This is a genomic window from Achromobacter veterisilvae (genome assembly GCF_037619525.1).
Lineage (GTDB): Bacteria > Pseudomonadota > Gammaproteobacteria > Burkholderiales > Burkholderiaceae_B > Achromobacter > Achromobacter veterisilvae.
Map to the genome: position 1 here is coordinate 1,588,667 of NZ_CP148753.1, position 21,342 is coordinate 1,610,008.

General features: G+C 68.2%; 15 protein-coding genes. 12 read left to right on the forward strand and 3 right to left on the reverse strand.

What is annotated here, in order from left to right:
* Positions 1-65: 65 nt before the first annotated feature.
* A complete protein-coding gene (metH, locus tag WHX56_RS07410) occupies positions 66-3,839 on the forward strand; it encodes a methionine synthase (protein WP_338880882.1) in 3,774 nt (1,257 codons plus the stop codon).
* Between the two features lie 395 nt (positions 3,840-4,234).
* On the opposite strand, the gene iaaH is transcribed toward metH, so the two are convergent.
* Positions 4,235-5,698: an indoleacetamide hydrolase gene (iaaH, locus tag WHX56_RS07415; protein WP_422393655.1), complete on the reverse strand. Its 1,464-nt coding sequence runs from the start codon at positions 5,696-5,698 to the stop codon at positions 4,235-4,237.
* Between the two features lie 208 nt (positions 5,699-5,906).
* On the opposite strand from iaaH, the gene WHX56_RS07420 reads away from it, so the two are divergent.
* From WHX56_RS07420 to WHX56_RS07460, 9 genes are all read left to right on the forward strand, one after another.
* A complete protein-coding gene (locus tag WHX56_RS07420; protein ID WP_287755319.1) occupies positions 5,907-6,635 on the forward strand; it encodes a FadR/GntR family transcriptional regulator in 729 nt (242 codons plus the stop codon).
* A gap of 96 nt (positions 6,636-6,731) precedes the next feature.
* Positions 6,732-7,598: a substrate-binding periplasmic protein gene (locus WHX56_RS07425; protein ID WP_287755320.1), complete on the forward strand. Its 867-nt coding sequence runs from the start codon at positions 6,732-6,734 to the stop codon at positions 7,596-7,598.
* Between the two features lie 139 nt (positions 7,599-7,737).
* Complete coding sequence (locus tag WHX56_RS07430) at positions 7,738-8,586, forward strand: transporter substrate-binding domain-containing protein (RefSeq protein WP_338880884.1); 849 nt, start codon at positions 7,738-7,740, stop codon at positions 8,584-8,586.
* A 10-nt stretch (positions 8,587-8,596) separates the two neighbouring features.
* On the forward strand, positions 8,597-9,634 hold the full coding sequence (locus WHX56_RS07435) for an L-idonate 5-dehydrogenase (protein WP_338880885.1): 1,038 nt from the start codon (positions 8,597-8,599) through the stop codon (positions 9,632-9,634).
* A gap of 25 nt (positions 9,635-9,659) precedes the next feature.
* On the forward strand, positions 9,660-10,325 hold the full coding sequence (locus tag WHX56_RS07440) for an amino acid ABC transporter permease (protein ID WP_129241531.1): 666 nt from the start codon (positions 9,660-9,662) through the stop codon (positions 10,323-10,325).
* Positions 10,322-10,981, forward strand: a complete 660-nt coding sequence (locus tag WHX56_RS07445) for an amino acid ABC transporter permease (protein ID WP_129241532.1) — start codon at positions 10,322-10,324, stop codon at positions 10,979-10,981. The genes WHX56_RS07440 and WHX56_RS07445 overlap by 4 nt, the downstream gene beginning before the upstream one ends.
* Entirely contained in the window at positions 10,978-11,790 is an 813-nt protein-coding gene (locus WHX56_RS07450; protein WP_338880886.1) for an amino acid ABC transporter ATP-binding protein, read from the forward strand. Before WHX56_RS07445 ends, WHX56_RS07450 begins: the two co-directional genes overlap by 4 nt.
* A 69-nt stretch (positions 11,791-11,859) precedes the next feature.
* The gene (gene manD, locus WHX56_RS07455) at positions 11,860-13,071 is read left to right on the forward strand and encodes a D-mannonate dehydratase ManD (protein ID WP_338880887.1); all 1,212 of its coding nucleotides are present in this window, start codon (positions 11,860-11,862) and stop codon (positions 13,069-13,071) included.
* Positions 13,059-14,612 carry a mannitol dehydrogenase family protein gene (locus tag WHX56_RS07460; protein WP_338880888.1) on the forward strand — a complete coding sequence of 518 codons (1,554 nt, stop codon included), beginning with the start codon at positions 13,059-13,061 and terminating at the stop codon, positions 14,610-14,612. The genes manD and WHX56_RS07460 overlap by 13 nt, the downstream gene beginning before the upstream one ends.
* A 12-nt stretch (positions 14,613-14,624) precedes the next feature.
* Here the strand turns inward: WHX56_RS07460 and WHX56_RS07465 are convergent, their stop codons facing one another.
* Complete coding sequence (locus tag WHX56_RS07465; RefSeq protein WP_338880889.1) at positions 14,625-15,395, reverse strand: class I SAM-dependent methyltransferase; 771 nt, start codon at positions 15,393-15,395, stop codon at positions 14,625-14,627.
* A gap of 112 nt (positions 15,396-15,507) precedes the next feature.
* Between WHX56_RS07465 and WHX56_RS07470 the strand changes: the two genes are divergently transcribed.
* Positions 15,508-16,329 (forward strand): helix-turn-helix transcriptional regulator, encoded by an 822-nt coding sequence (locus WHX56_RS07470; protein WP_129241537.1) that lies wholly within the window; start codon positions 15,508-15,510, stop codon positions 16,327-16,329.
* 18 nt (positions 16,330-16,347) lie between these two features.
* On the opposite strand, the gene mutY is transcribed toward WHX56_RS07470, so the two are convergent.
* Positions 16,348-17,427, reverse strand: coding sequence for an A/G-specific adenine glycosylase (mutY, locus tag WHX56_RS07475; protein WP_338880890.1), 1,080 nt, complete (start codon positions 17,425-17,427; stop codon positions 16,348-16,350).
* A 167-nt stretch (positions 17,428-17,594) separates the two neighbouring features.
* Between mutY and WHX56_RS07480 the strand changes: the two genes are divergently transcribed.
* Positions 17,595-21,209, forward strand: a complete 3,615-nt coding sequence (locus WHX56_RS07480; protein ID WP_338880891.1) for an indolepyruvate ferredoxin oxidoreductase family protein — start codon at positions 17,595-17,597, stop codon at positions 21,207-21,209.
* Positions 21,210-21,342 lie beyond the last annotated feature (133 nt).

Consider the following 21,342-nt stretch of genomic DNA (forward strand, 5'->3'; position numbering starts at 1 on the left):
TTTCCGGCGTTTTTCGCTTTTTAGCCACACTGCGCCGCCGTTGCCAACTCCATCCGGACCTGCCCGTGTCGTATCCCCGCCTGCCATACCCGCCCGAAGCCTATACCCAGGGCGGTGAATTCGCCCGCCTGCTGGGCAAGCGCATCCTGATCCTGGACGGCGCCATGGGCACCATGATCCAGCGCTACAAGCTGGGCGAGGCGGACTTCCGCGGCGAGCGCTTCGCCGCCCACGGCAAGGACCTGAAGGGCGACAACGAACTGCTGTCGCTGGTGCGGCCGGACGTGATCTCCGAGATCCACCGCCAGTACCTCGAGGCCGGCGCCGACGTCATCGAAACCAACACCTTCGGCGCCACCTCGATCGCGCAGGGCGACTACGACCTGCCCGAACTGGCCTACGAACTGAACCTGGTGTCCGCCCGCCTCGCGCGCGAGGCCTGTGACGCCTACAGCACGCCGGACAAGCCGCGTTTCGTGGCCGGCGCGCTGGGCCCGCAGCCCAAGACGGCCTCGATCTCTCCGGACGTGAACGACCCGGGCGCCCGCAACGTCACTTTCGACGAACTGCGCGCGGCCTACGTCGAACAGCTCAACGGGCTGCTCGACGGCGGCATCGACATCGTCCTGATCGAAACCATTTTCGACACGTTGAATGCCAAGGCGGCCATCTACGCCACCGAGGAAGTGTTCGAAGAGCGCGGCATCCGCCTGCCCGTCATGGTCTCCGGCACGGTGACCGACGCCTCCGGCCGCATCCTGTCGGGCCAGACCGTCGAGGCCTTCTGGAATTCGGTGCGCCACGCGCGCCCCGTCACCATCGGCCTGAACTGCGCGCTGGGCGCGGCGCTGATGCGCCCCTACGTGGCCGAGCTGGCCAGGATCTGCGACACCTACGTCTGCGTCTACCCCAACGCCGGCCTGCCCAACCCGATGGCCGAGACCGGGTTCGACGAAACCCCGGCCGACACCTCGGCGCTGCTGGAGGAATTCGCGCGCGCCGGCCTGGTGAACATGTCCGGCGGCTGCTGCGGCACCACGCCGGACCACATCCGCGCCATCGCCGAGAAAGTCGGTTCGCTCACGCCGCGCGCCGTGCCCGATATCCCGGTCAAGACCCGGCTGTCGGGCCTTGAGCCCTTGAACATCGACGAGGACACGCTGTACGTCAACGTGGGCGAACGCACCAACGTGACGGGCAGCAAGATGTTCGCCCGCCTGATCCGCGAAGAGAAATACGACGAGGCGCTGGCCGTGGCCCGCCAGCAGGTCGAGAACGGCGCGCAGATCATCGACATCAACATGGACGAGGCCATGCTGGATTCGGTGGCGTGCATGCACCGCTTCCTGAACCTGATCGCCTCCGAGCCGGACATCGCGCGCGTGCCGATCATGATCGACAGCTCCAAGTGGGAAGTCATCGAGGCCGGCCTGAAGTGCGTGCAGGGCAAGCCGGTGGTGAACTCCATTTCCATGAAGGAAGGGCTGGAGCCCTTCCGCCACCATGCGCGCCTGTGCCGCCGCTACGGCGCGGCGGTGGTGGTGATGGCCTTCGACGAGCAGGGCCAGGCCGACACGCTGGAGCGCCGCAAGGAAATCTGCGGCCGGGCCTACCAGATCCTGGTCGAGGAAGAGGGCTTTCCGCCCGAAGACATCATTTTCGATCCGAACGTCTTCGCGGTCGCCACCGGCATCGACGAACACAACCACTACGCCGTGGACTTCATCGAAGGCACGCGCTGGATCCGCGACAACCTGCCGCATGCCCGCATTTCGGGCGGCGTGTCCAACGTCAGCTTCTCGTTCCGCGGCAACGAGCCGATGCGCGAGGCCATCCACACCGTGTTCCTGTACTACGCGGTCAAGGAAGGCATGACGATGGGCATCGTCAACGCCGGCCAGCTCGGCGTGTACGCGGACCTGGATCCGAAGCTGCGCGACCTGGTCGAGGACGTGATCCTGGACCGTCCCGAGCCCGTGGGCAAGACCGAGGCCGACGACGAACGCACCCCGACCGAGCGCCTGGTGCAGTTCGCCGACAGCGTGAAGGGATCGGGCGCCAAGAAGGAAGAGGACCTGGCCTGGCGCGACGCCTCCGTCGAGCAGCGCCTGTCGCACGCGCTGGTGCACGGCATCACGGCCTTCATCGTCGAAGACACGGAAGAGGTGCGCCAGAAGATCGCCGCGCGCGGCGGCCGCCCCATCGAGGTGATCGAAGGCCCGCTGATGGACGGCATGAACGTCGTGGGCGACCTGTTCGGCGCGGGCAAGATGTTCCTGCCGCAGGTGGTGAAATCCGCCCGCGTCATGAAGCAGGCCGTGGCGCACCTGATCCCCTTCATCGAAGAGGAAAAGCGCCAGATCGCGGCGGCCGGCGGCGACGTGCGGGCCAAGGGCAAGATCGTCATCGCTACCGTCAAGGGCGACGTGCACGACATCGGCAAGAACATCGTGTCGGTGGTCCTGCAGTGCAACAACTTCGAAGTCGTGAACATGGGCGTGATGGTGCCCTGCGCGCAGATCCTGGAAAAGGCCAAGGAAGAGAACGCCGACATCGTCGGCCTGTCGGGCCTGATCACGCCCAGCCTGGAAGAAATGGCCTACGTGGCCAGCGAAATGCAGCGCGACGAGTATTTCCGCAGCCGCAAGCTGCCGCTGATGATAGGCGGGGCCACCACCAGCCGCGTGCACACCGCCGTGAAGATCGCGCCCAACTACGAAGGCCCGGTCATCTACGTGCCGGACGCCAGCCGTTCGGTGGGCGTGGCCACCAACCTGATGTCGGACCAGGCGGACGCCTACCTGGCGGAACTGGCGCAGGACTACGAAGAGGTGCGCCGCCGCCACGCCAACCGCAAGGCCACGCCGATCCTGCCGCTGGCGGAAGCGCGCGCCTCGCGCCCCGCGATCGACTGGGACGCCTACACGCCGCCGCGCCCGAAGTTCATCGGCCGCCGTACGTTCAAGAGCTACGACCTGGCCGAGATCGTGAAGTACGTGGACTGGGGCCCGTTCTTCCAGACCTGGAGCCTGTTCGGCCCGTTCCCGGCGATCCTGGACGACAAGGTCGTGGGCGAGCAGGCGCGCAAGGTCTACGCCGACGGCCTGGCCATGATGAAGCGCATCGTCGAAGGCCGCTGGCTGACCGCCAACGGCGTCGTCGGCTTCTACCCGGCCAACAGCGTCAATGACGAGGACATCGAGGTCTACAAGGACGAAACGCGCAGCGAAGTGCTGTTCACCTACCGCAACCTGCGCCAGCAGGGCGCCAAGCGCGAAGGCGTCAGCAACAAGTCGCTGTCGGACTTCATCGCGCCCAGGTCCAGCGGCAAGCTGGACTACATCGGCATGTTCGCCGTCACGGCCGGCATCGGCATCGAAAAGAAGGAAGCGGAGTTCGAAAAGGCGCTGGACGACTATTCCAGCATCATGCTCAAGTCCCTGGCCGATCGCCTGGCCGAGGGCTTCGCCGAATGCCTGCACGCCCGCGTGCGCCAGGACCTGTGGGGCTACGCGTCCGACGAGGCCCTGTCCAACGACGACATGATCGCCGAGAAGTACGTGGGCATCCGCCCGGCGCCCGGCTATCCCGCGTGTCCGGAGCACGTGGTGAAGACCGACATGTTCCGCGTGCTGGACGGCGCGGACATCGGCATGATGCTGACCGACAGCTACGCCATGTACCCGGCCTCGAGCGTGTCCGGCTTCTACTTCAGCCATCCGCAGTCGCAGTACTTCAACGTGGGCGTGATCGGCGAAGACCAGTTGCTGGATTACGCGGCGCGCAGCGGACGCAGCATCGAGGACCTGAAGCGGACGCTGGCGCCGAACCTGGGGTGATGCCATGTTCCGGTGTCCGCAGCGTTTCGGTGTCTGACACCTTGGGCGTCCCCGCATCCGCACGGCGTTCCGGTGTCTGACACCCGGGTGAGATGAGCGTCAACTTGCGAGGGCATCTCGTGGGGTGTCAGACACCTTGGGCGTCCCCGCATCTGCACAGCGTTCCGGTGTCTGACACCCGGGTGAGATGAGCTTCAACTTGCGAGGGCGTCTCGTGGGGTGTCAGACACCTTGGGCGTCCCCGCATCTGCACAGCGTTCCGGTGTCTGACACCCGGGTGAGATGAGCTTCAACTTGCGAGGGCGTCTCGTGGGGTGTCAGACACCTAGCGATCTAGCGCCTGGCGCATGCCACCGCCCCTGGCGCATTCCGCCGCTGCCGGGACACGGGACAAATTACCCCGCGGGCGGCGCGATGCGCCCCAGGACACCTTCGATCATCACGCCGATCGCCAGCACCTTGCGGTCGTCGCCGGGCAGTCCGTCTATCTCCAGTCCTACCGGCAAGCCTTCCGGCGACAAGCCCGCCGGGACGCTCAACCCGGGCAGTCCGGCGTTGCTGCCGGGATCGACGTTGCGGGCCAGGCGGCTGAAGCTTTCGAAGCTGCTGGCCTCGGGCGTGGCGGCCATCGGCAGGATCGGCAGGGTGGGAAACAGCAGGCCGTCCAGGCCGTGTTCCCGGAAGGCGCGGCGGTAGACGTCGATCAATTCGTCGCGCTGGACGGCGATGACGCGTTCGTACAGCGGTTGCAGCGGCAGGACCTGGCCATCCGGCGTGGGCAGCACCCCGGGCACGATCAGGCCGTCGAAAATGGCTTTGACGTCGGGGCTGGATATCTGCGCCACCACCTCGTCGAAGCTCACGCCCGTGCCGTAGCGCTGCAGGTAAGCGGTCAGGTCGGGCTTTTGCTCATATAGGCACAACGGCATGCCGACCGCGGCGTTGGCGGCCGGCAGGTCGGGCATGTCGATTTCCACCAGATGCACGCCGGCCTCGCGCAGCTTTGCCAGCGCGGCATCCATGACGCTGCGCACGGAGGGTTCCAGGCCGGCCCAGAAATAGCCCGCCAGCCCCAGGCGCACGCCCGCGGGCGGCAGGGGCGCCAGCGCTTGCGCGTCGCCTGCCAGCACGGCGTCCAGCAGCACGATGTCTTCCATGCTGTTGGCGATCGGCCCGGGCGTATCCCGGGTGTGCGAGATGGGGGTGATGCCTGAGCCGTCGTACCGGCCGACCGAAGGCCGGAAGCCCGCGGCGCCGTTGACCGCGGCGGGCAGGCGCACGGAGGCGCCGGTGTCGGTGCCCAGGGCGGCGGGCGTCAGGCGCGCGCCCACGGCCGCGCCGCTGCCCGAGGACGAGCCGCCGGCGATGCGGGTGCTGTCATAGGCGTTGCGCGTGCCGTCGCCGTGCGCGCCGGGGAAGGCGGTGTTGTAGCCGGAGACGCCGAAAGCCAGCTCGTGCATGTGGGTCTTGCCCACGATGACCGCGCCGGCAGCGCGCAGGCGCTCGACGACGGGCGCGTCCTGGGCGGGGCGGAAGTGCTTCAAGGCCGGGGTGCCGGCCGTGTTGGGCAATCCGGCCACGTGGATGTTGTCCTTGATGGCAATGGGCACGCCGCCCAGCGGCGCCGCGGCCTGACCGCCTGGGCGCTGCCCGGCGTCGTAGGCGCGGGCCTGGGCCAGCGCGCCCTCGCGGTCGACGGTGATGAAGGCGTTGAGCACGCCCTGGGCGTCGATGCGGTCCAGGCAGGCCTGGGTCAGCGCCACGCTGGTGAGGCGGCCGTCGCGGATCCGGGCGGCGGCTTCGGTGACGGTCAGGGCCGTGAGGGCGCCGACGGGGCGGGGCTGGGGCTTGTCGGACAAAGTCTGTCGGGGCGTATTGGGCATGACGCTTCCTCACCGGATGAATACTGTCGGACCGCCATCTATACAGGGTTCCTGTCGCCGCTGTCGAGCCCGGCCGCCTGGCCCCACCTGCCCGCGACGATGGTTTACCATTTCGATAGTGGTAAACCATGATGGTGGAAATTGGTAAACCACTTATGATTTGGTCTAACCACTTTGACGATCCATGACACTGCAACTGATCCCCAAACCCGAGGAACCGGCCAGCAAGCCGGTGCCGGACCGCGCCTATGTGCGGCTGGCCGCCCAGATCCAGGCCCTGGTGGCGCAAGGCGAATTCGCCGTCGGCAAGCGTTTGCCGGCTGAACGCGCGCTGGCCGAGCGTTTCGACGTCAGCCGCACCGCGCTGCGCGAAGCCATCATCGCGCTGGAGTTGCAGGGGGTCGTGGAAGTGCGCGGCGGGTCGGGCATCTACGTCTGTGAACCCAAGCCCGGCATCGCCCGCTTGCCGGCCGCCCAGGAAGCCGGCGCGGGGCCGTTCGAGCTGCTGCGCGCGCGCTGCCTGATCGAATCCGAAATCGCGGCGCTGGCGGCCAAGACCCGCAACGACGCGGACCTGGACCGCATCTTCGAAGCGCTGACGACGATGCGCGAGCAGATGATGGACAAGGCGGCCAATGAAGAGGCCGACCGCCGTTTCCATCTGTATATCGCGCAGTCCACGGGCAACAGCGTGCTGTTGGCCACCGTGACGTCGATGTGGGACCAGGCCCAGGGACCGATCTGGGAAAAGATCGAACAGCATTTCCATACGCAGGAGCTGCGCCAGGCGTCGCAGGAAGATCACCAGCGCATTTTCAGCGCGCTGGTGGCCGGCGACGCGCAGGCGGCGAGGCAGGCGATGCGCGCCCACTTGGAGCGCGTGATCGGCGAATTCGCGCAGGGGTGGCGTTGATGCGGTAGCGCGGGGCGGTACGGCAGGCGGCCCTCGGCAGAGCGCGGAAGATAACCGCGCCCCGGATCCGGGCTTTTCAAGTTCAGGAGACAAGCAATGCAACAACAGAACAAGGGGAGCCGCGTGTTGGCCCGGTGGGCGGCGGCTGCGGTGCTGGCGACGTCCTTGCCGGTGGCCGCCCAAGGCGGCGCCGCGGCGGCGGGCCTTCCCGCGCCGGGACAGAGCCCGCGCATCGATGCCATCCGCAAGGCCGGCGAGCTTCGCGTGGGCGTATTGCAGAACGCGCCCTGGCTGATCCAGGACCTGTCCGGCAAAAGCGGCGAAGCCTGGAGCGGCCCCGCCTGGCTGCTGGCCAAGGAATACGCCAAGCAGTTGGGCGTCAAATTGACGGCCGTGCCCGTGTCGCACGAGACCAAGGTGCCGGTGCTGGCCGCCAACCAGGTCGACATGACCATCAGCCCGCTGGCCGAGACGCCCGAGCGCCTGAAGGTGGTGGACTTCGTGCTGTATTCGGCCACCAGCGTCTGCATGTTCGGCCGCGCCGGCAACGACAAGCTGGCCAAGGTCAAGGCGGTCGAGGACCTGAACCAGCCGGACATCACCATCGCCTACTTCACGGGCGGCGCCGAAGAGGCCTGGGTGAAAGAACGTTTCCCCAAGGCTCGGCTGCGCGCCGTCGCCAACTCCGGCGCCACCGCGCCCATCGAAGAGATCATGGCCAGGCGCGCCGACGCGGCGCCGATCAACCGCGTGCCGTGGGTGGGACTGAACCGCAAGGTGCGCGGCCTGGTGGTGTTTCCCGCCGAAGCCAATTGCCAGCAGAGCACGGAAAAGGCCTCGCCGGTGGGCCTGGCCGTCGACAAGAACCAACCCGGCTACCTGGCCTGGCTGCGGCAAGTGGCGGCAACGATGAAGCCCGCGTTGGACGCTGACGAAATGCGCATCATCGAACAGACCCAGTAGGCCGTCCGGCCATTCCCCTTTTCAACCGGCACGCGCCCGGCGCGTGCGGATCTGGCGATACCGCCGGCGCTTGAACACGCCGGTACCGGGCGCGCCGCCATTGGGCGGCAGACGGCCGGGTTCCTCTAGGAGACTATGCATGCAACCCCGATTCCCCTCGCGCCTTCCCGCCGCCCGCCTGTTCCTGTCCGCCGCGCTGTTGGCGGGCGCAGCCGCGGCGCATGCCCAGACGCCGCCCGCGCCCGGCGAAAGTCCCCGCATCGACGCCATCCGCAAGGCGGGCGTGCTGCGGGTCGGCGTGGTCAACAACCCGCCCTGGCTGGTGCAGAACACCACCGGGTCGGGTGAACCCTGGATGGGGTCGTCGTGGCTGCTGGGCAAGGAGTTCGCGCGCTTGCTGGAAGTGAAGATCGTGCCCGTGCAGGTCAGCCACGAGACCAAGGTGCCCGCGCTGATCGCCAACCAGATGGACATCATGATCGGCCCGCTGAACCAGAACGCCGAGCGCGCCAAGATCATCGATTTCGTGACCTTCTCCAACACCAGCGTCTGCATGTTCGGGCTGGCGTCGAATCCGAAATTCACGAACGCCACCAAGGTCGAGGACTTCAACCAGCCCGGCATCACGATGGCCTACTTCTCCGGCGCGGGCGAAGAGCCGCTGGTGTTGCAGAGCTTTCCCAAGGCCAAGCTGCGCGGCGTGACAAATTCGGGTTCGGTCGCGCCGATCGAGGAAGTGCTGGCCGGCCGCTCGGACGTCGCGCCGCTGAACCGCATGCTGTGGCCCAACATCAGCAAGAAGGTCAAGGGCCTTGCCGTGTTCCCCAAAGAGAACGACTGCCAGGACAGCAAGATCTTCGCGATCGACGCGGGCATGGGCGTGGCCAAGGATCAGGCCGTGTATCTGGACTGGCTGCGCAAAGTGGAAGCCCGCATGCATCCGGAACTGGCGGCTGAAGACCTGCGCATGACCCAAACCCTGAAATAAGGCGGCCATCATGTTGAACTGCGCCATTCATGGCGCCCAGGACCTGCGCCTGGACGAACAGCAGCCCGAGGCGCTGGGCCCCACGCAAGTGCGGGTGGGCGTCAAGGCCGTGGGCATCTGCGGGTCCGACCTGCACTACTACCGCCACGGGAAAGTGGGCGACTTCGTCATCCGCGAACCGCTGACGCCGGGCCACGAGGCGTCGGGCCAGGTGCTGGAAGTGGGCGCCGCGGTCACCGCCGTCAAGCCGGGCGACCGCGTGGCGCTGGACCCGGCGCGCACCTGCGGCGTGTGCCGCTATTGCCGCCAGGGCGATTCCAACCATTGCGAGGCCGTGTTCTTCTTCGGCAGCGCCAGCCGCTATCCGCACATGCAGGGAGCGATGCGCGAACAGGTGGTGGTGCAGGAAAAGCAGTGCCTGCCGGTGCCGGACAGCCTGCCGTTCGAGCTGGCCGCGTTCGGCGAGCCGCTGGCCGTGGCGCTGCATGCGGTCAAGAGCGCGGGCAGCCTGCTGGGCAAGACGGCGATGGTGGTGGGCGCCGGGCCGATCGGCGCGCTGACCCTGATGGCGGCGCGGCTGGCCGGCGCCAGCCAGGCGATCGCGGTGGACATCGTCGACGAGACGCTGGCCACCTGCGCCCGCGTGGGCGCCACGCGCACCATCAACGCCGCCCGCGATCCCGGCGCCATCGAGGAGCTGGCCGCGGGCAAGGGCTCGGTCGACGTGTGCTTCGAAGCCTCCGGCAACTACGCCGGGCTGGCCAATTGCATCCGCGCGACGCGGCCGCGCGGCGTCATCGTGACGGTGGGCACGCTCAACGGCAGCAGCGATCAATGCCCCTTCAACCAGATCATGGTCAAGAGCCTGTCGGTCATCGGCAGCTTCCGCTTCGTCGACGAATACGCCTGGGCCGTGGACTACCTGAGCCGCGGAGTGCTCGACGTGTCGCCGTTGCTGACGGCCGCGGTGCCGGCCGCCCGCGTGCACGACGCGTTCGCGCTGGCGGCGGACCGCCACCAGGCCATGAAAGTGATGGTGACGTTCTGACAGGCCCCAGTCCCACGGAGACTACATGGATTTCGATTTTTCCCCGCTAGTCGAGAACTGGCGATTCTTCGCCGGCGGCCTCGGCGTCACCGTGGCGCTCAGTGCCGCCACCGCGGTGTCCAGCATTCTGCTGGGCCTGGTGATCGCGCTGCTGCGCCTGTACGGGCCGCGCTGGCTGCGCGTGCTGCTGGTGTTCTACATCGACAGCATGCGCGCCATCCCCGTGCTGGTGGTGCTGGTCTGGATCTACTTCGCCTTCCCGCTGCTGGCCGGCGTGAACTTCGCGCCCTTCTGGGCGGCGCTGGTGGCGCTGACCCTGCACATCGCGGCCTATTCGGCCGAGGTGATCCGCGCCGGCATCGAGTCGGTGCGGCCGGGGCAGATGCGCGCGGGCCTGGCGCTGGGCATGTCGCGCGCCCAGGCGCTGCGCAAGATCATCCTGCCCCAAGCCACCATCCGCATGCTGCCGGCCTTCGGCTCGGTGCTGACGGTGGCCATCAAGGACACCGCCATCGCCACCGTGATCGCGGTGCCCGAACTGATGCACAAGGCCGAGACCATCGCCGGCCAGAGCTACCGGCCCATCGAAGTCTTCACCGCCGTCATCGTGGCGTACTTCGTGATCCTGTTCCCGGTCACCCGCGGCGTGGACCGGCTGTACCAACGCTACGCACACCTGGGGCGCTCATGAACCTGGACTGGGGAATCATCTGGGATTCGCGCGATGCGCTGCTGCAAGGCGCCGCGATGACCATCATGCTGACGGTGGTGACGATGGCGCTTGCCGTGCCCGGCGGCATGGTGCTGGCGTTGATGCGCCTGTCGTCGAACCGGATCGCCAACGGCGTGGCCGTCGCCATCGTGGAGTTCTTCCGCAACCTGCCGCTGATCCTGGTGATCTATTGGGCGTTCTACGTGATGCCCATGGCGCTGGACGTGCAGTTCTCGGCGGTGACCACGGCGCTGGTGGCGCTGGTGCTGAACGTGTCGGCCTACAACTCGGAGACTTTCCGCGCCGGCATCAATTCGATCCGCAAGGGGCAGATGGAGGCAGCGCTGGCGATGGGCATGTCGCGCCGGCAGGCCATGTTCAAGGTGCTGATCCCGCAGGCCGCGCGCCGTATCCTGCCGGTGCTGGCCAGCACCTGGATCTCGCTGTTCAAGGATACGTCGCTGGTGTCGGTGATCGCGGTCAGCGAATTGGCCTACGCCTCGATGCAGGTGCGCGCGCAGAGCTTCCGCGTGCTGGAAATGCTGACCGCGATGGCGGTGATCTATTGGCTGATGGGCTATCCCCAGGCCAAGCTGGTCGACTGGATCCATCGCAAATACGGAGTCAAGGAATGAACGACATGATCTCGGAGCAAGAGCCCGCCACGGCGCGCACGGCGCTGGCCGTGCGCAAGGGCGCGGAACAGCCGCCCGTGCTGGTCTATGAACACGTGCGCAAGGTCTATGGCGACTTCGTGGCGCTGGCCGACGTGTCGCTGCAAGTGAACAAGGGCGAGGTGATGTGCCTGATCGGCCCGTCCGGGTCGGGCAAGTCCACGCTTCTGCGTTGCACCAACGCGCTGGAAAAGCTGGACGGCGGCCGCGTGCTGCTGGACGGCGTGGCGCTGCCGGAATCCGAATCCGAAGTGCGCCGCGTGCGCCAGCGCATGGGCATGGTGTTCCAGAGCTTCGAACTGTTCCCGCACAAATCGGCGCTGGACAACGTGGCGATGGGGCCGATCACGGTGCTGGGCATGGCGCCGGAAGCCGCTCGCGCCCGCGCCATGGCGCTGCTGGAAAAGGTGGGCCTGGCCGCCAAGGCGGGAAACTTCCCCGCCAACCTGTCCGGCGGCCAGCAACAGCGCGTGGCGATCGCCCGCGCGCTGGCGATGGAGCCCGACGTGATGCTGTTCGATGAACCCACGTCGGCGCTGGACCCGGAAACGGTGGGCGAAGTGCTGAACGTGATGAAGAAGCTGGCGCAGGAAGGCATGACGATGATCGTCGTGACCCACGAGATGAGCTTTGCGCGGCGCGTGGCCAATTGGGTGGTGGTGTTCGAGAACGGCGCCATCCTCGAGCAAGGCCCGCCCACGCAGATTTTCGACAACCCGCAAGTCGCCCGCACCCGCGACTTCCTCAGCCACCTGGGCTGGGAAGGCTAGGGCCCGAGCGGGCTCCTTTTTTGCATCGACAAGGCCTAAGACCTTTTCCTGTCTCTACGGAAACCTAAAATGAAAATTACGAACGCGCGCGCGATCGTTTGTTCGCCGGGCCGCAATTTCGTGACGCTGAAAATCGAAACCGACCAGGGGCTGACCGGCATCGGCGACGCCACCCTGAACGGGCGCGAGCTGGCCGTGTCGGCCTATCTGACCGAACACGTCATTCCCTGCCTGATCGGGCGGGATGCGCACCAGATCGAAGACATCTGGCAGTACCTGTACAAGGGCGCGTATTGGCGCCGGGGGCCGGTCACCATGACCGCCATCGCCGCCGTGGACACGGCGCTGTGGGACCTGAAGGCGAAGGCGGCCGGCCTGCCGCTGTATCAGCTTCTGGGCGGCAAGAGCCGCAGCGGCGTGATGGTCTACGGCCACGCCAACGGGTCGGACATCGAGCATACGGTGGACGAAGTGCTGCGCTACGCCGACATGGGCTACCGCGCCATCCGCGCGCAAAGCGGCGTGCCGGGCCTGGACAAGGTCTACGGCGTGGGCCGCGGCAACCTGTTCTACGAGCCCGCCGACGCCGACCTGCCCAGCGAGCACGACTGGTCCACCGAGAAGTACCTGCGCCACACGCCGCAACTGTTCGAACGCATCCGCGAGAAGCTGGGCTTCGACCACCACCTGCTGCATGACGTGCACCATCGCCTGACGCCCATCGAAGCCGGACGCCTGGGCAAGTCGCTGGAGCCCTACAACCTGTTCTGGATAGAGGACGCGACGCCCGCCGAAAACCAGGAGGCGTTCCGTCTGATCCGCCAGCACACCACCACGCCGCTGGCCGTGGGCGAGATATTCAATTCGATCTGGGACTGCAAGGACCTGGTGCAGAACCAGTTGATCGACTTCATCCGGACCACCGTGGTGCACGCGGGCGGCATCACGCACCTGCGCCGCATCGCGGACCTGGCCTCGCTGTATCAGGTGCGGACCGGCTGCCACGGCGCCACCGACCTGTCGCCCGTCTGCATGGGCGCGGCGCTGCACTTCGACCTGTGGGTGCCGAACTTCGGCATCCAGGAATACATGCGCCACACGGACGAGACCGATGCCGTCTTCCCGCATGCCTATACGTTCGACCGGGGCATGCTGTATCCGGGCGACGTGCCGGGCCATGGCGTCGACATCGACGAGAAGCTGGCCGCCAAGTATCCGTACAAGCGCGCCTACCTGCCGGTCAACCGCCTGCAGCAGGACGGGACGCTATGGAACTGGTAGCCGCCGGTGCGGCGCGCCTGTCGCCCATGGGCCTGGCCGCGCTGCCGGACGCGGTGGCGCGCCCCGGCTATGACCGGGCCTCCCTGCGCGTGGGCATTGTGCACCTGGGCCTGGGCGCTTTCGCGCGCGCGCACCTGGCCGCCGTCAACGAGGCCGCGCTGCACGCGGGCGCGGACCGCGGCTGGGGTATTTGCGGCGTCTCGCTGCGCCAGGCCGATACGCGCGACGCGCTGGCGCCGCAGGACGGGCTGTACGCCCTGGCTTTGCGCAGCGCCGATGCGGCGGGCCGGCCGCGCCAGCAAGTCGCGGTCATCGGCTGCCTGCTGGAAACCCTTGTCGCGCCGGAAGATCCGCAGGCGGTGCTGGCGCGCATTGCGCATGCGGACACGCGCATCGTCAGCGTCACCGTCACCGAGAAAGGCTATTGCCATGATCCGGCCAGCGGCCGGCTGAACCTGGACCATCCGGACATCGTGCACGACCTGGGGCAGCCTTTGGCTCCGCGCAGCACGATCGGGTTCCTTGCATGGGGGTTGCAGCAGCGGCGGGCGGCGGGGCTTGCGCCCATCACGCTGATGTCGCTGGACAACCTGCCCGGCAACGGCCACCTGTTGCGCGGCATGGTGCTGGCGTTTGCCGAGCAGGTCGATCGCGCGTTGGCGGCGTGGATCGCATCGTCATGCGCGTTTCCGTGTTCGATGGTGGATCGCATCGTGCCCCGCACGACGGACGACGACCGCCGCCAGGTGGCCGACGCATTGGGTGTGCATGATGCCTGGCCGGTGCTGGCCGAGCCATATCTGGAATGGGTGGTGGAAGACCGTTTCGTCGCCGGCAGGCCGGACTGGCCGGCGGGCGGCGCGCGCTTCGTGGCCGAGGCCGCGCCTTTTGAAACGTTGAAGCTGCGCACGGTCAACGGCGCGCATTCGGCGCTGGCCTATCTGTCGGTGATGGCCGGCTGGGCCACGGTGGACCAGGCGATGGCCCAGCCCGCGTTGAAAGCCTATCTGGCCGCGCTGATGCAGGACGAGATCGTGCCGACCCTGCCGGCGTTGCCTGGCCTGGACCTGGCGCAGTATCAAGCCCGCTTGTTGCAGCGCTACGAGAACCCGGCGCTCAAGCACCAGACCGGGCAGATCGCGATGGACGGCTCGCAGAAGCTGCCGCAGCGCCTGCTGGACACGGTGCGCGCGCGGCTGGCGGCGGATTTGCCCATACCCGGCCTGGCGCTGGCCGTGGCGGGGTGGCTGCATTTCCTGCGGGGCGTGGACCAGGCCGGACGCCGCTACGAGATCCAGGATCCCCTGGCCGACGTCCTGACGCGCCAGTACGCGCTGGCGGAACAGGCGGCGCAAGAGGCGGGGGAGGGGCCGGCGGCGATGTTGGCCTGGACCGAATCATTGACGAGCCTCGCGCCGGTGTTCGGAGATCTGGGCCAGGACCCGCGTTTCGTGCGGGCCGTGGCGCAGGCGGCGCAGTCCTTGCGCAGCCAGGGCGTGGCCGGCGCGCTGGTTGCGCTGGCCCCGTCCGCGCCCCGCTGATCCGGGATCGGATCAGGCCGGCTTCTTCACCACGATGGTGGCCGTGTCGCTGGTGAAGGAGCCGTCGTCCCGCACCTCGAAATGCGCGCGCACCACGTCCGGCGCGATGCCGAACATGTGGCGCAGCGCCGCCACCAGCGTGTCCGGCGTGCGCATGCGCGTCACCCAGGACTGGAATTCCAGGGGCAGGCGGCGCGGGACCAGGCCTTGCAGGGTGAAGCCGGCCTCGGTCAGCATGCGGGTCCATTCGGCGACGGAATAGTCGCGCACGTGCGAGGTGTCGCGCAGCACCTCGATCGTCTGCAGCCAGGTGTCCAGCAGCGGCTCGCCGGGCGAGACCACGTCGGCGAACACGGCGGTGCCGCCGGGCTTGAGCACGCGGAACGCTTCGCGCAGGCCGCGCCCGGCGTCCTGCCAGTGGTGCGTGGAATAGCGCGACATCACCAGGTCGAATTCGCCGTCGCCGAACGGCATGTATTCGGCCTTGCCCTGACAGGTGGCCAGGTTGGCGAGCCCGCGCTTGGCGGCTTCGCCGGCGACCACGTCCAGCATCTGCTGCGACAGGTCGTAGGCGGTCACGTGCTGGACCTGGGGCGCGACGTGAAAGCTCACGTGGCCGCCGCCGCAGCCCAGGTCCAGCAGCCGGGCGCCGGGGTGCTGGCCGGCGATGCCGGCCATCTGCAGCAGGTCTTCGCCCTGGGCGTGGACGGCGCTGGTCAGGTAGGCGGAGGCGCGCGGGCTGAACTGGCGGTCGACGGCGTCGTCGTGCGTGCTGGCGGTCATGGGAATCCTTTGGGTGCGAGGGCGGATAAAGGGCGGGCCGCTCGGAACAAGCGGCGCAGGCGCTAAGATAGGCGGGCCGCTATACACGTACAAGCCCATTCCTGATCCTGGTATGACTACTTCCCCCCAGGCCGGCGCCGCCGGCCACGAAGGTTCCCGCGTGCGCCGCCAGGCGTTGGGCGAGTTCGTGCGCAGCGCGCGATCCCGCATCACGCCCCGTATGGCCGGCCTGCCCGAAGGCATGCGCCGCCGCACGCCGGGGCTGAGGCGCGAAGAAGTCGCCCAGCTTTGCGGCATCAGCGTGACCTGGTACACCTGGATCGAACAGGGGCGGGAGGTCTCGGTATCGCCTTCGGTCTGGTCGCGGATCGCGGGCGTGCTGCAACTGGCCCGCGCCGAGCGCGCCTATCTGTTCGACCTGGCCGATTGCGCCGATCCGCAGCACGCCCGCGACGACGGGGGCGGCGTGCCGGGATCGCTGCAGGAATGCGTGAACGCCATCGATGCGCCCGCCTACGTGCTGGACCGCGCCTGGAACGTGCTGGCCTACAACGAGCCGCTGCGCGACCTGTTCGACGATTGGCCCAGGCGCGACGCCGAACCCAACCTGCTGCGCTACATCTTCCTGGATCCGGCCGCGCGCGAACTGGTGGTGGACTGGGACCAGCGCGCGCGCCGCGTGGTGGCGGAATTCCGGGCCGATGCCGGCGCGCACCTGGACGAGCCGGCGGTGCTTGCGCTGCTGGACAACCTGAGCCGGCAAAGCCCGGTGTTCGCCCACTGGTGGACGCGCCACGCGGTGGTGGAACGCGAAGGCGGCCTGCGCGAGTTCCAGCACCCGCTGCGCGGCAAGCTCGCCTACCAGCAGATCACGTTCCGCCTGGCGACGCATCCGGACCTGAAGCTGGTGATGTTGCTGGGAGGGGGCGCCTAGCCGGGGGCGCGCGGCGCTTCAGGCCGCGCCGTCGTCGAACAGCCCGCCCTGCAAGCCGGCCTCCACCAATCCCAGCAGCAGCTTTTTCACGGGAGCGGGCAGGGCCGTCGAGGCCAGTTTGTCGGCGGGCACCCAGCGTTCCGGCAGCGCGGATTCGCGCAGGCCGGCCGCGCGCACCGGCACGAGCCAGGGCCGGATGTGCAGGCGGTAATGGGTGAAGGTGTGGGCGAAGGCGGCCAGTTCGAAGCGCTGCTCGGGCTCCAGGCCCAGCGCGCGGGAGGCGCTGTCCGGGTCCTGGGCCGTGTCGAATTCGGGCAGGCTCCACAGCCCGCCCCAGATGCCGGGCTCGGGCCGCTGCTGCAGCAGGAACGCGCCCTGGTGGCGCAGCACCAGCATACAGGTCTCGCGTTCCGGGATGGCCTTGCGCGCCTTCGGCGTGGGCAGCTCCGCCTGGCGACCCTCCCGCCTGGCCACGCAACTGTCCGCCACCGGGCACTTGCCGCAGGCGGGCTTGCCGCGCGTGCAGAGGGTGGCGCCCAGGTCCATCAGCCCTTGCGTATAGGCGGCCATGTCCAGGTCCGGCGCGGCCTCGACCTGCGCGTCCGCCAGCGCCCACAGCCGCTGCTCGATCTCGCGCTTGCCCGGGTCGCCCGCGATGCCGAAGTGGCGGGTGAACACGCGCTTGACGTTGCCGTCCAGGATGGGGGAACGCTCGCCGTAGGCGAACGCCGCGATCGCGGCGGCGGTGGAGCGGCCGATGCCGGGCAGCGTGGTGATGGCTTCGGCCGTGGGCGGGAAGCGGCCGTTCCAGTCGCGGGCGATCTCCTGCGCGCAGCGATGCAGGTTGCGGGCGCGGGCGTAATAGCCCAGGCCGGCCCAGTAGGGCATCACATCTTCCTGCGCGGCGGCGGCCAGCGCGGCCACGTCCGGGAAGCGCTGGAGGAAGCGTTCGTAATAGGGAATGACGGTCGCGACCTGGGTCTGTTGCAGCATGATCTCGGACAGCCAGATCCGATAGGGGTCCCGGGTGTTCTGCCAGGGAAGATCGTGGCGGCCATGCTGGCGCTGCCAGTCGACGATGCGTGGGGCGAAGTCCATGGAGGCAATTATCGCATCGCCCTATTGCCCGGGGTGGGGGTAGCGGTTACAACCAAGTAAAACAGAAGCGCGCCAGCGCCCGGAATTCACGTCCCCTGCTCGCCCGCGCGCGCTTCAAGAGGGTGTCGCGCGAAGCCGGCGGGGTTCCAGGATCCCTCGGAGCAGACATGAACGCCCCTCTCTCGCCCGCGCTGCGCGCGGCGCTCGAATCCGTCCAGTTGGACGACAAGTACACCCTGGAATCCGGCCGCGCCTGGATGAGCGGCATCCACGCCCTGGTCCGCCTGCCCATGATGCAGCGCGCGCGCGACCTGCGGGCGGGGCTGAATACGGCGGGTTTCGTGTCCGGCTACCGCGGCTCTCCGCTGGGCGGGGTCGACCAGAACATGTGGAAGGCGGCCAAGTACCTGAAGGCGCACCACGTCGAATTCCAGCCCGGTATCAACGAAGACCTGGCCGCCACCGCCGTGTGGGGCTCGCAGCAGGTCAACCTGTTCCCGGGCGCCAGGTACGACGGCGTGTTCGGCATGTGGTACGGCAAGGGGCCCGGCGTGGACCGCTGCGGCGACGTCTTCAAGCACGCCAACGCCGCCGGCACCTCGCGCCACGGCGGCGTGCTGGTGGTGGCGGGCGACGACCACCCGGCCAAGTCGTCCACGCTGCCGCACCAGAGCGACCACATCCTCAAGGCCTGCATGATCCCGGCGCTGTTTCCGTCGAGTGTCCAGGAGGTGCTGGACTACGGGCTGCACGGCTGGGCGATGAGCCGCTACGCGGGCGTCTGGGTGGGCATGAAGTGCATTACCGACATCGTCGAGGTTTCCGCCTCGGTGGACGTGGACCCGCAGCGCGTGCGGATCCTGCTGCCCGACGACTTCCAGCCGCCGGCCGACGGCCTGAACATCCGGCTGCCGGACACTCCGCTGCAGCAGGAGGCCCGCCTGCTGGACTATAAGCTCTACGCTGCGCTGGCCTATGCCCGCGCCAACCGGCTCAACCAGGAACTGTGGGACGTGCCGCAGCGCGACGCGCGCTTCGGCATCATGACCTCCGGCAAGGCTTATCTGGACACGCGCCAGGCGCTGTCCGACCTGGGCCTGTCCGAGGCCGTCTGCCGGCGCATCGGTCTGCGCCTGTTCAAGGTGGGCATGGTCTGGCCGCTGGAATCCGCCGGCACGCAGCGCTTCGCGGAAGGCCTGGACGAGATCCTGGTCGTCGAGGAAAAGCGCCAGGTGCTGGAATACCAGTTGAAGGAAGAGCTGTTCAGTTGGATCGGCAGCGGCAAGAAGATCCCGCGGGTGGTCGGCAAGTTCGACGACAAGGACGGCGGCGAATGGTCGGTGCCCCAGGGCAATTGGCTGCTGCCGGCGCATTACGAGTTCTCGCCCGCCATGGTCGCGCGGGCGATCGCCGGGCGGCTGCTGCGCTTCGAGCTGCCCGAGGACGTGCGCGCCGGCATCGAGGCGCGCCTGGCCTTCATCGCCGAACGCGAGCAGGCGCTGGCGCGCCCGCGCGTCGTCGAAGAGCGCAAGCCCTGGTTCTGTTCGGGCTGTCCGCACAATACCTCGACGCGCCTGCCGGAGGGTTCGCGCGGAATGGCGGGCATCGGCTGCCACTACATGGTCAGGTGGATGGACCGCAGCACGGACGTCTTTACGCAGATGGGCGGCGAAGGGGTGCCCTGGGTGGGCCAGGCGCCGTTCACCGAGGAAAAGCACGTGTTCGCCAACCTGGGCGACGGCACGTATTTCCATTCGGGCCTGCTGGCGATACGGGCGGCGGTGGCGGCCAAGGTGCCCATCACCTACAAGATCCTGTTCAACGACGCCGTGGCGATGACGGGCGGGCAGCCGGTGGACGGCCCGCTCAGCGTGCCGATGATCAGCCGCCAGATGGCGGCCGAAGGCATCGAGAAAATCGTCGTGGTGACGGACGAGCCCGGGAAGTACAAGCATGCCGAAGGCCTGGCGCCGGGCGTGCCGGTGCGCCACCGCGACGAACTCGACGCGGTGATGCGCGAACTGCGCGAGCATCCCGCGGTGTCGGTGCTGATCTACGACCAGACCTGCGCCACCGAGAAACGCCGCCGCCGCAAGCGCAACGCCTACCCGGACCCGGCGCGCCGCGTCGTCATCAACGAACGCGTCTGCGAAGGCTGCGGCGATTGCTCGCGGCAGTCGCACTGCCTGTCGGTGGAACCGCTGGACACGGAGTTCGGCCGCAAGCGCACGATCAACCAGTCCAGTTGCAACAAGGACTTCTCCTGTCTGAAGGGCTTTTGCCCCAGCTTCGTGACGGTGGAGGGCGGCAAGCTGAAGAAGCCGCGCGCCCTGGCGCAGGACGGCGCCATCGACGAGGGCGTGCCGCACCCTGCCTTGCGCGGGCTGGAGCAGCCCTATGGCGTGTTCATCGCCGGGGTGGGCGGCACGGGCGTGGTCACCATCGGCCAGTTGCTCGGCATGGCGGCCCACCTGGAGGGCAAGGGCTGTTCGGTGCTGGACATGGCGGGCCTGGCGCAGAAGGGCGGCGCGGTGTATTCGCACGTGGTGCTGGCGCAGACGCCGGACCACCTGATGAACACCCGGGTCGCCATGGGCGAAGCCGACCTGCTGCTGGCCGGCGACCTGGTCGTGGCCACCAGCATGGAAGCCATGGCGCGGCTGCGGCCGGGCCGCACGCGGGCCCTGCTGAACAGCGACACCGCGCCCACCGCGGCGTTCGTCGGCAATCCCGACTGGACGCTGCCGGGCGCCGACCTGACGGCGGACCTGCGGGCCGCCTGCGGCAAGGACAACCTCGACACCGTGGATGCCGCCGCCCTGGCCGTGGGCCTGCTGGGCGACGCGATCTACGCCAACCCGCTGATGATGGGCTATGCCTACCAGAAGGGCTGGATCCCGCTGTCCCAGGAGGCGCTGCTGCGCGCCATCGAACTGAACGGCCAGCAGGTGCCGAACAATATCGCGGCCTTCGCCTGGGGCCGCCGCGCGGCCCACGACCTGGCGGGCGTGAACCGGCTGCTGGCCAACGGCGGCGCGCCGTCCGGGCATCCCGAAGGCATCATCGAACTCAAGCGCCCGCGCTCGCCCAGTCCGGTGGTGGCCCTGAAGCGGCCCGCGGGCGAACTGGAGCAACTGGTGTCGGTGCGCAAGGCGTTCCTGGCCGACTACCAGAACGCGGCCTACGCCAAGCAGTATGCCGATCTGGTGGACAAGGTGGCGCGCGCCGAGCGCGAGGCCACGGGCACGAACCGGCTGGCGCTGGCGGTGGCGCGCGGCTACTTCAAACTGATGGCCTACAAGGACGAATACGAGGTGGCGCGGCTGTATACGGACGGCGAGTTCATCAAGCGGGTGGGCGAGCAGTTCGAAGGCGACTGGAAGCTGCATTTCCACCTGGCTCCGCCCCTATTCGCGCGGCGGGACAAGGCGGGCCACCTGGTCAAGCGCAGCTACGGCCCCGGCATGCTGCGCGTCTTCCGCCTGCTGGCCAGGCTGCGCGGCTTGCGCGGGTCAAGGCTGGATGTCTTCGGCTACACCGCGGAGCGCCGCGCCGAGCGCGAACTGATACGCGAGTACCGGGAGACGCTGACGGCGATCCTGTCCAAGCTGAACCGGGGCAACCTGGACCGCGCCGTGGCCCTGGCCTGCCTGCCGGAAGAGATCCGGGGCTACGGGCACGTGAAGGAAGCCGCGATGGAAAAGGCCGCGGCCCGCCGAGAAGAACTGCTGAAGGAATTCAGCGCGACGGTGGTGCCGATAGGAGGGGTGCGGGTGGCTTGAGGCGGGGAAGGCATCCGAGACACCTGGATGCCTAGTGTCTGACACCCGTACGAGTTGCCGGTGCGGATTGCAGAGGTATTGCCGGGTGTCTGACACCCTCGGGGGAAGACGTTGCTGGCCACGATTGGTGTCT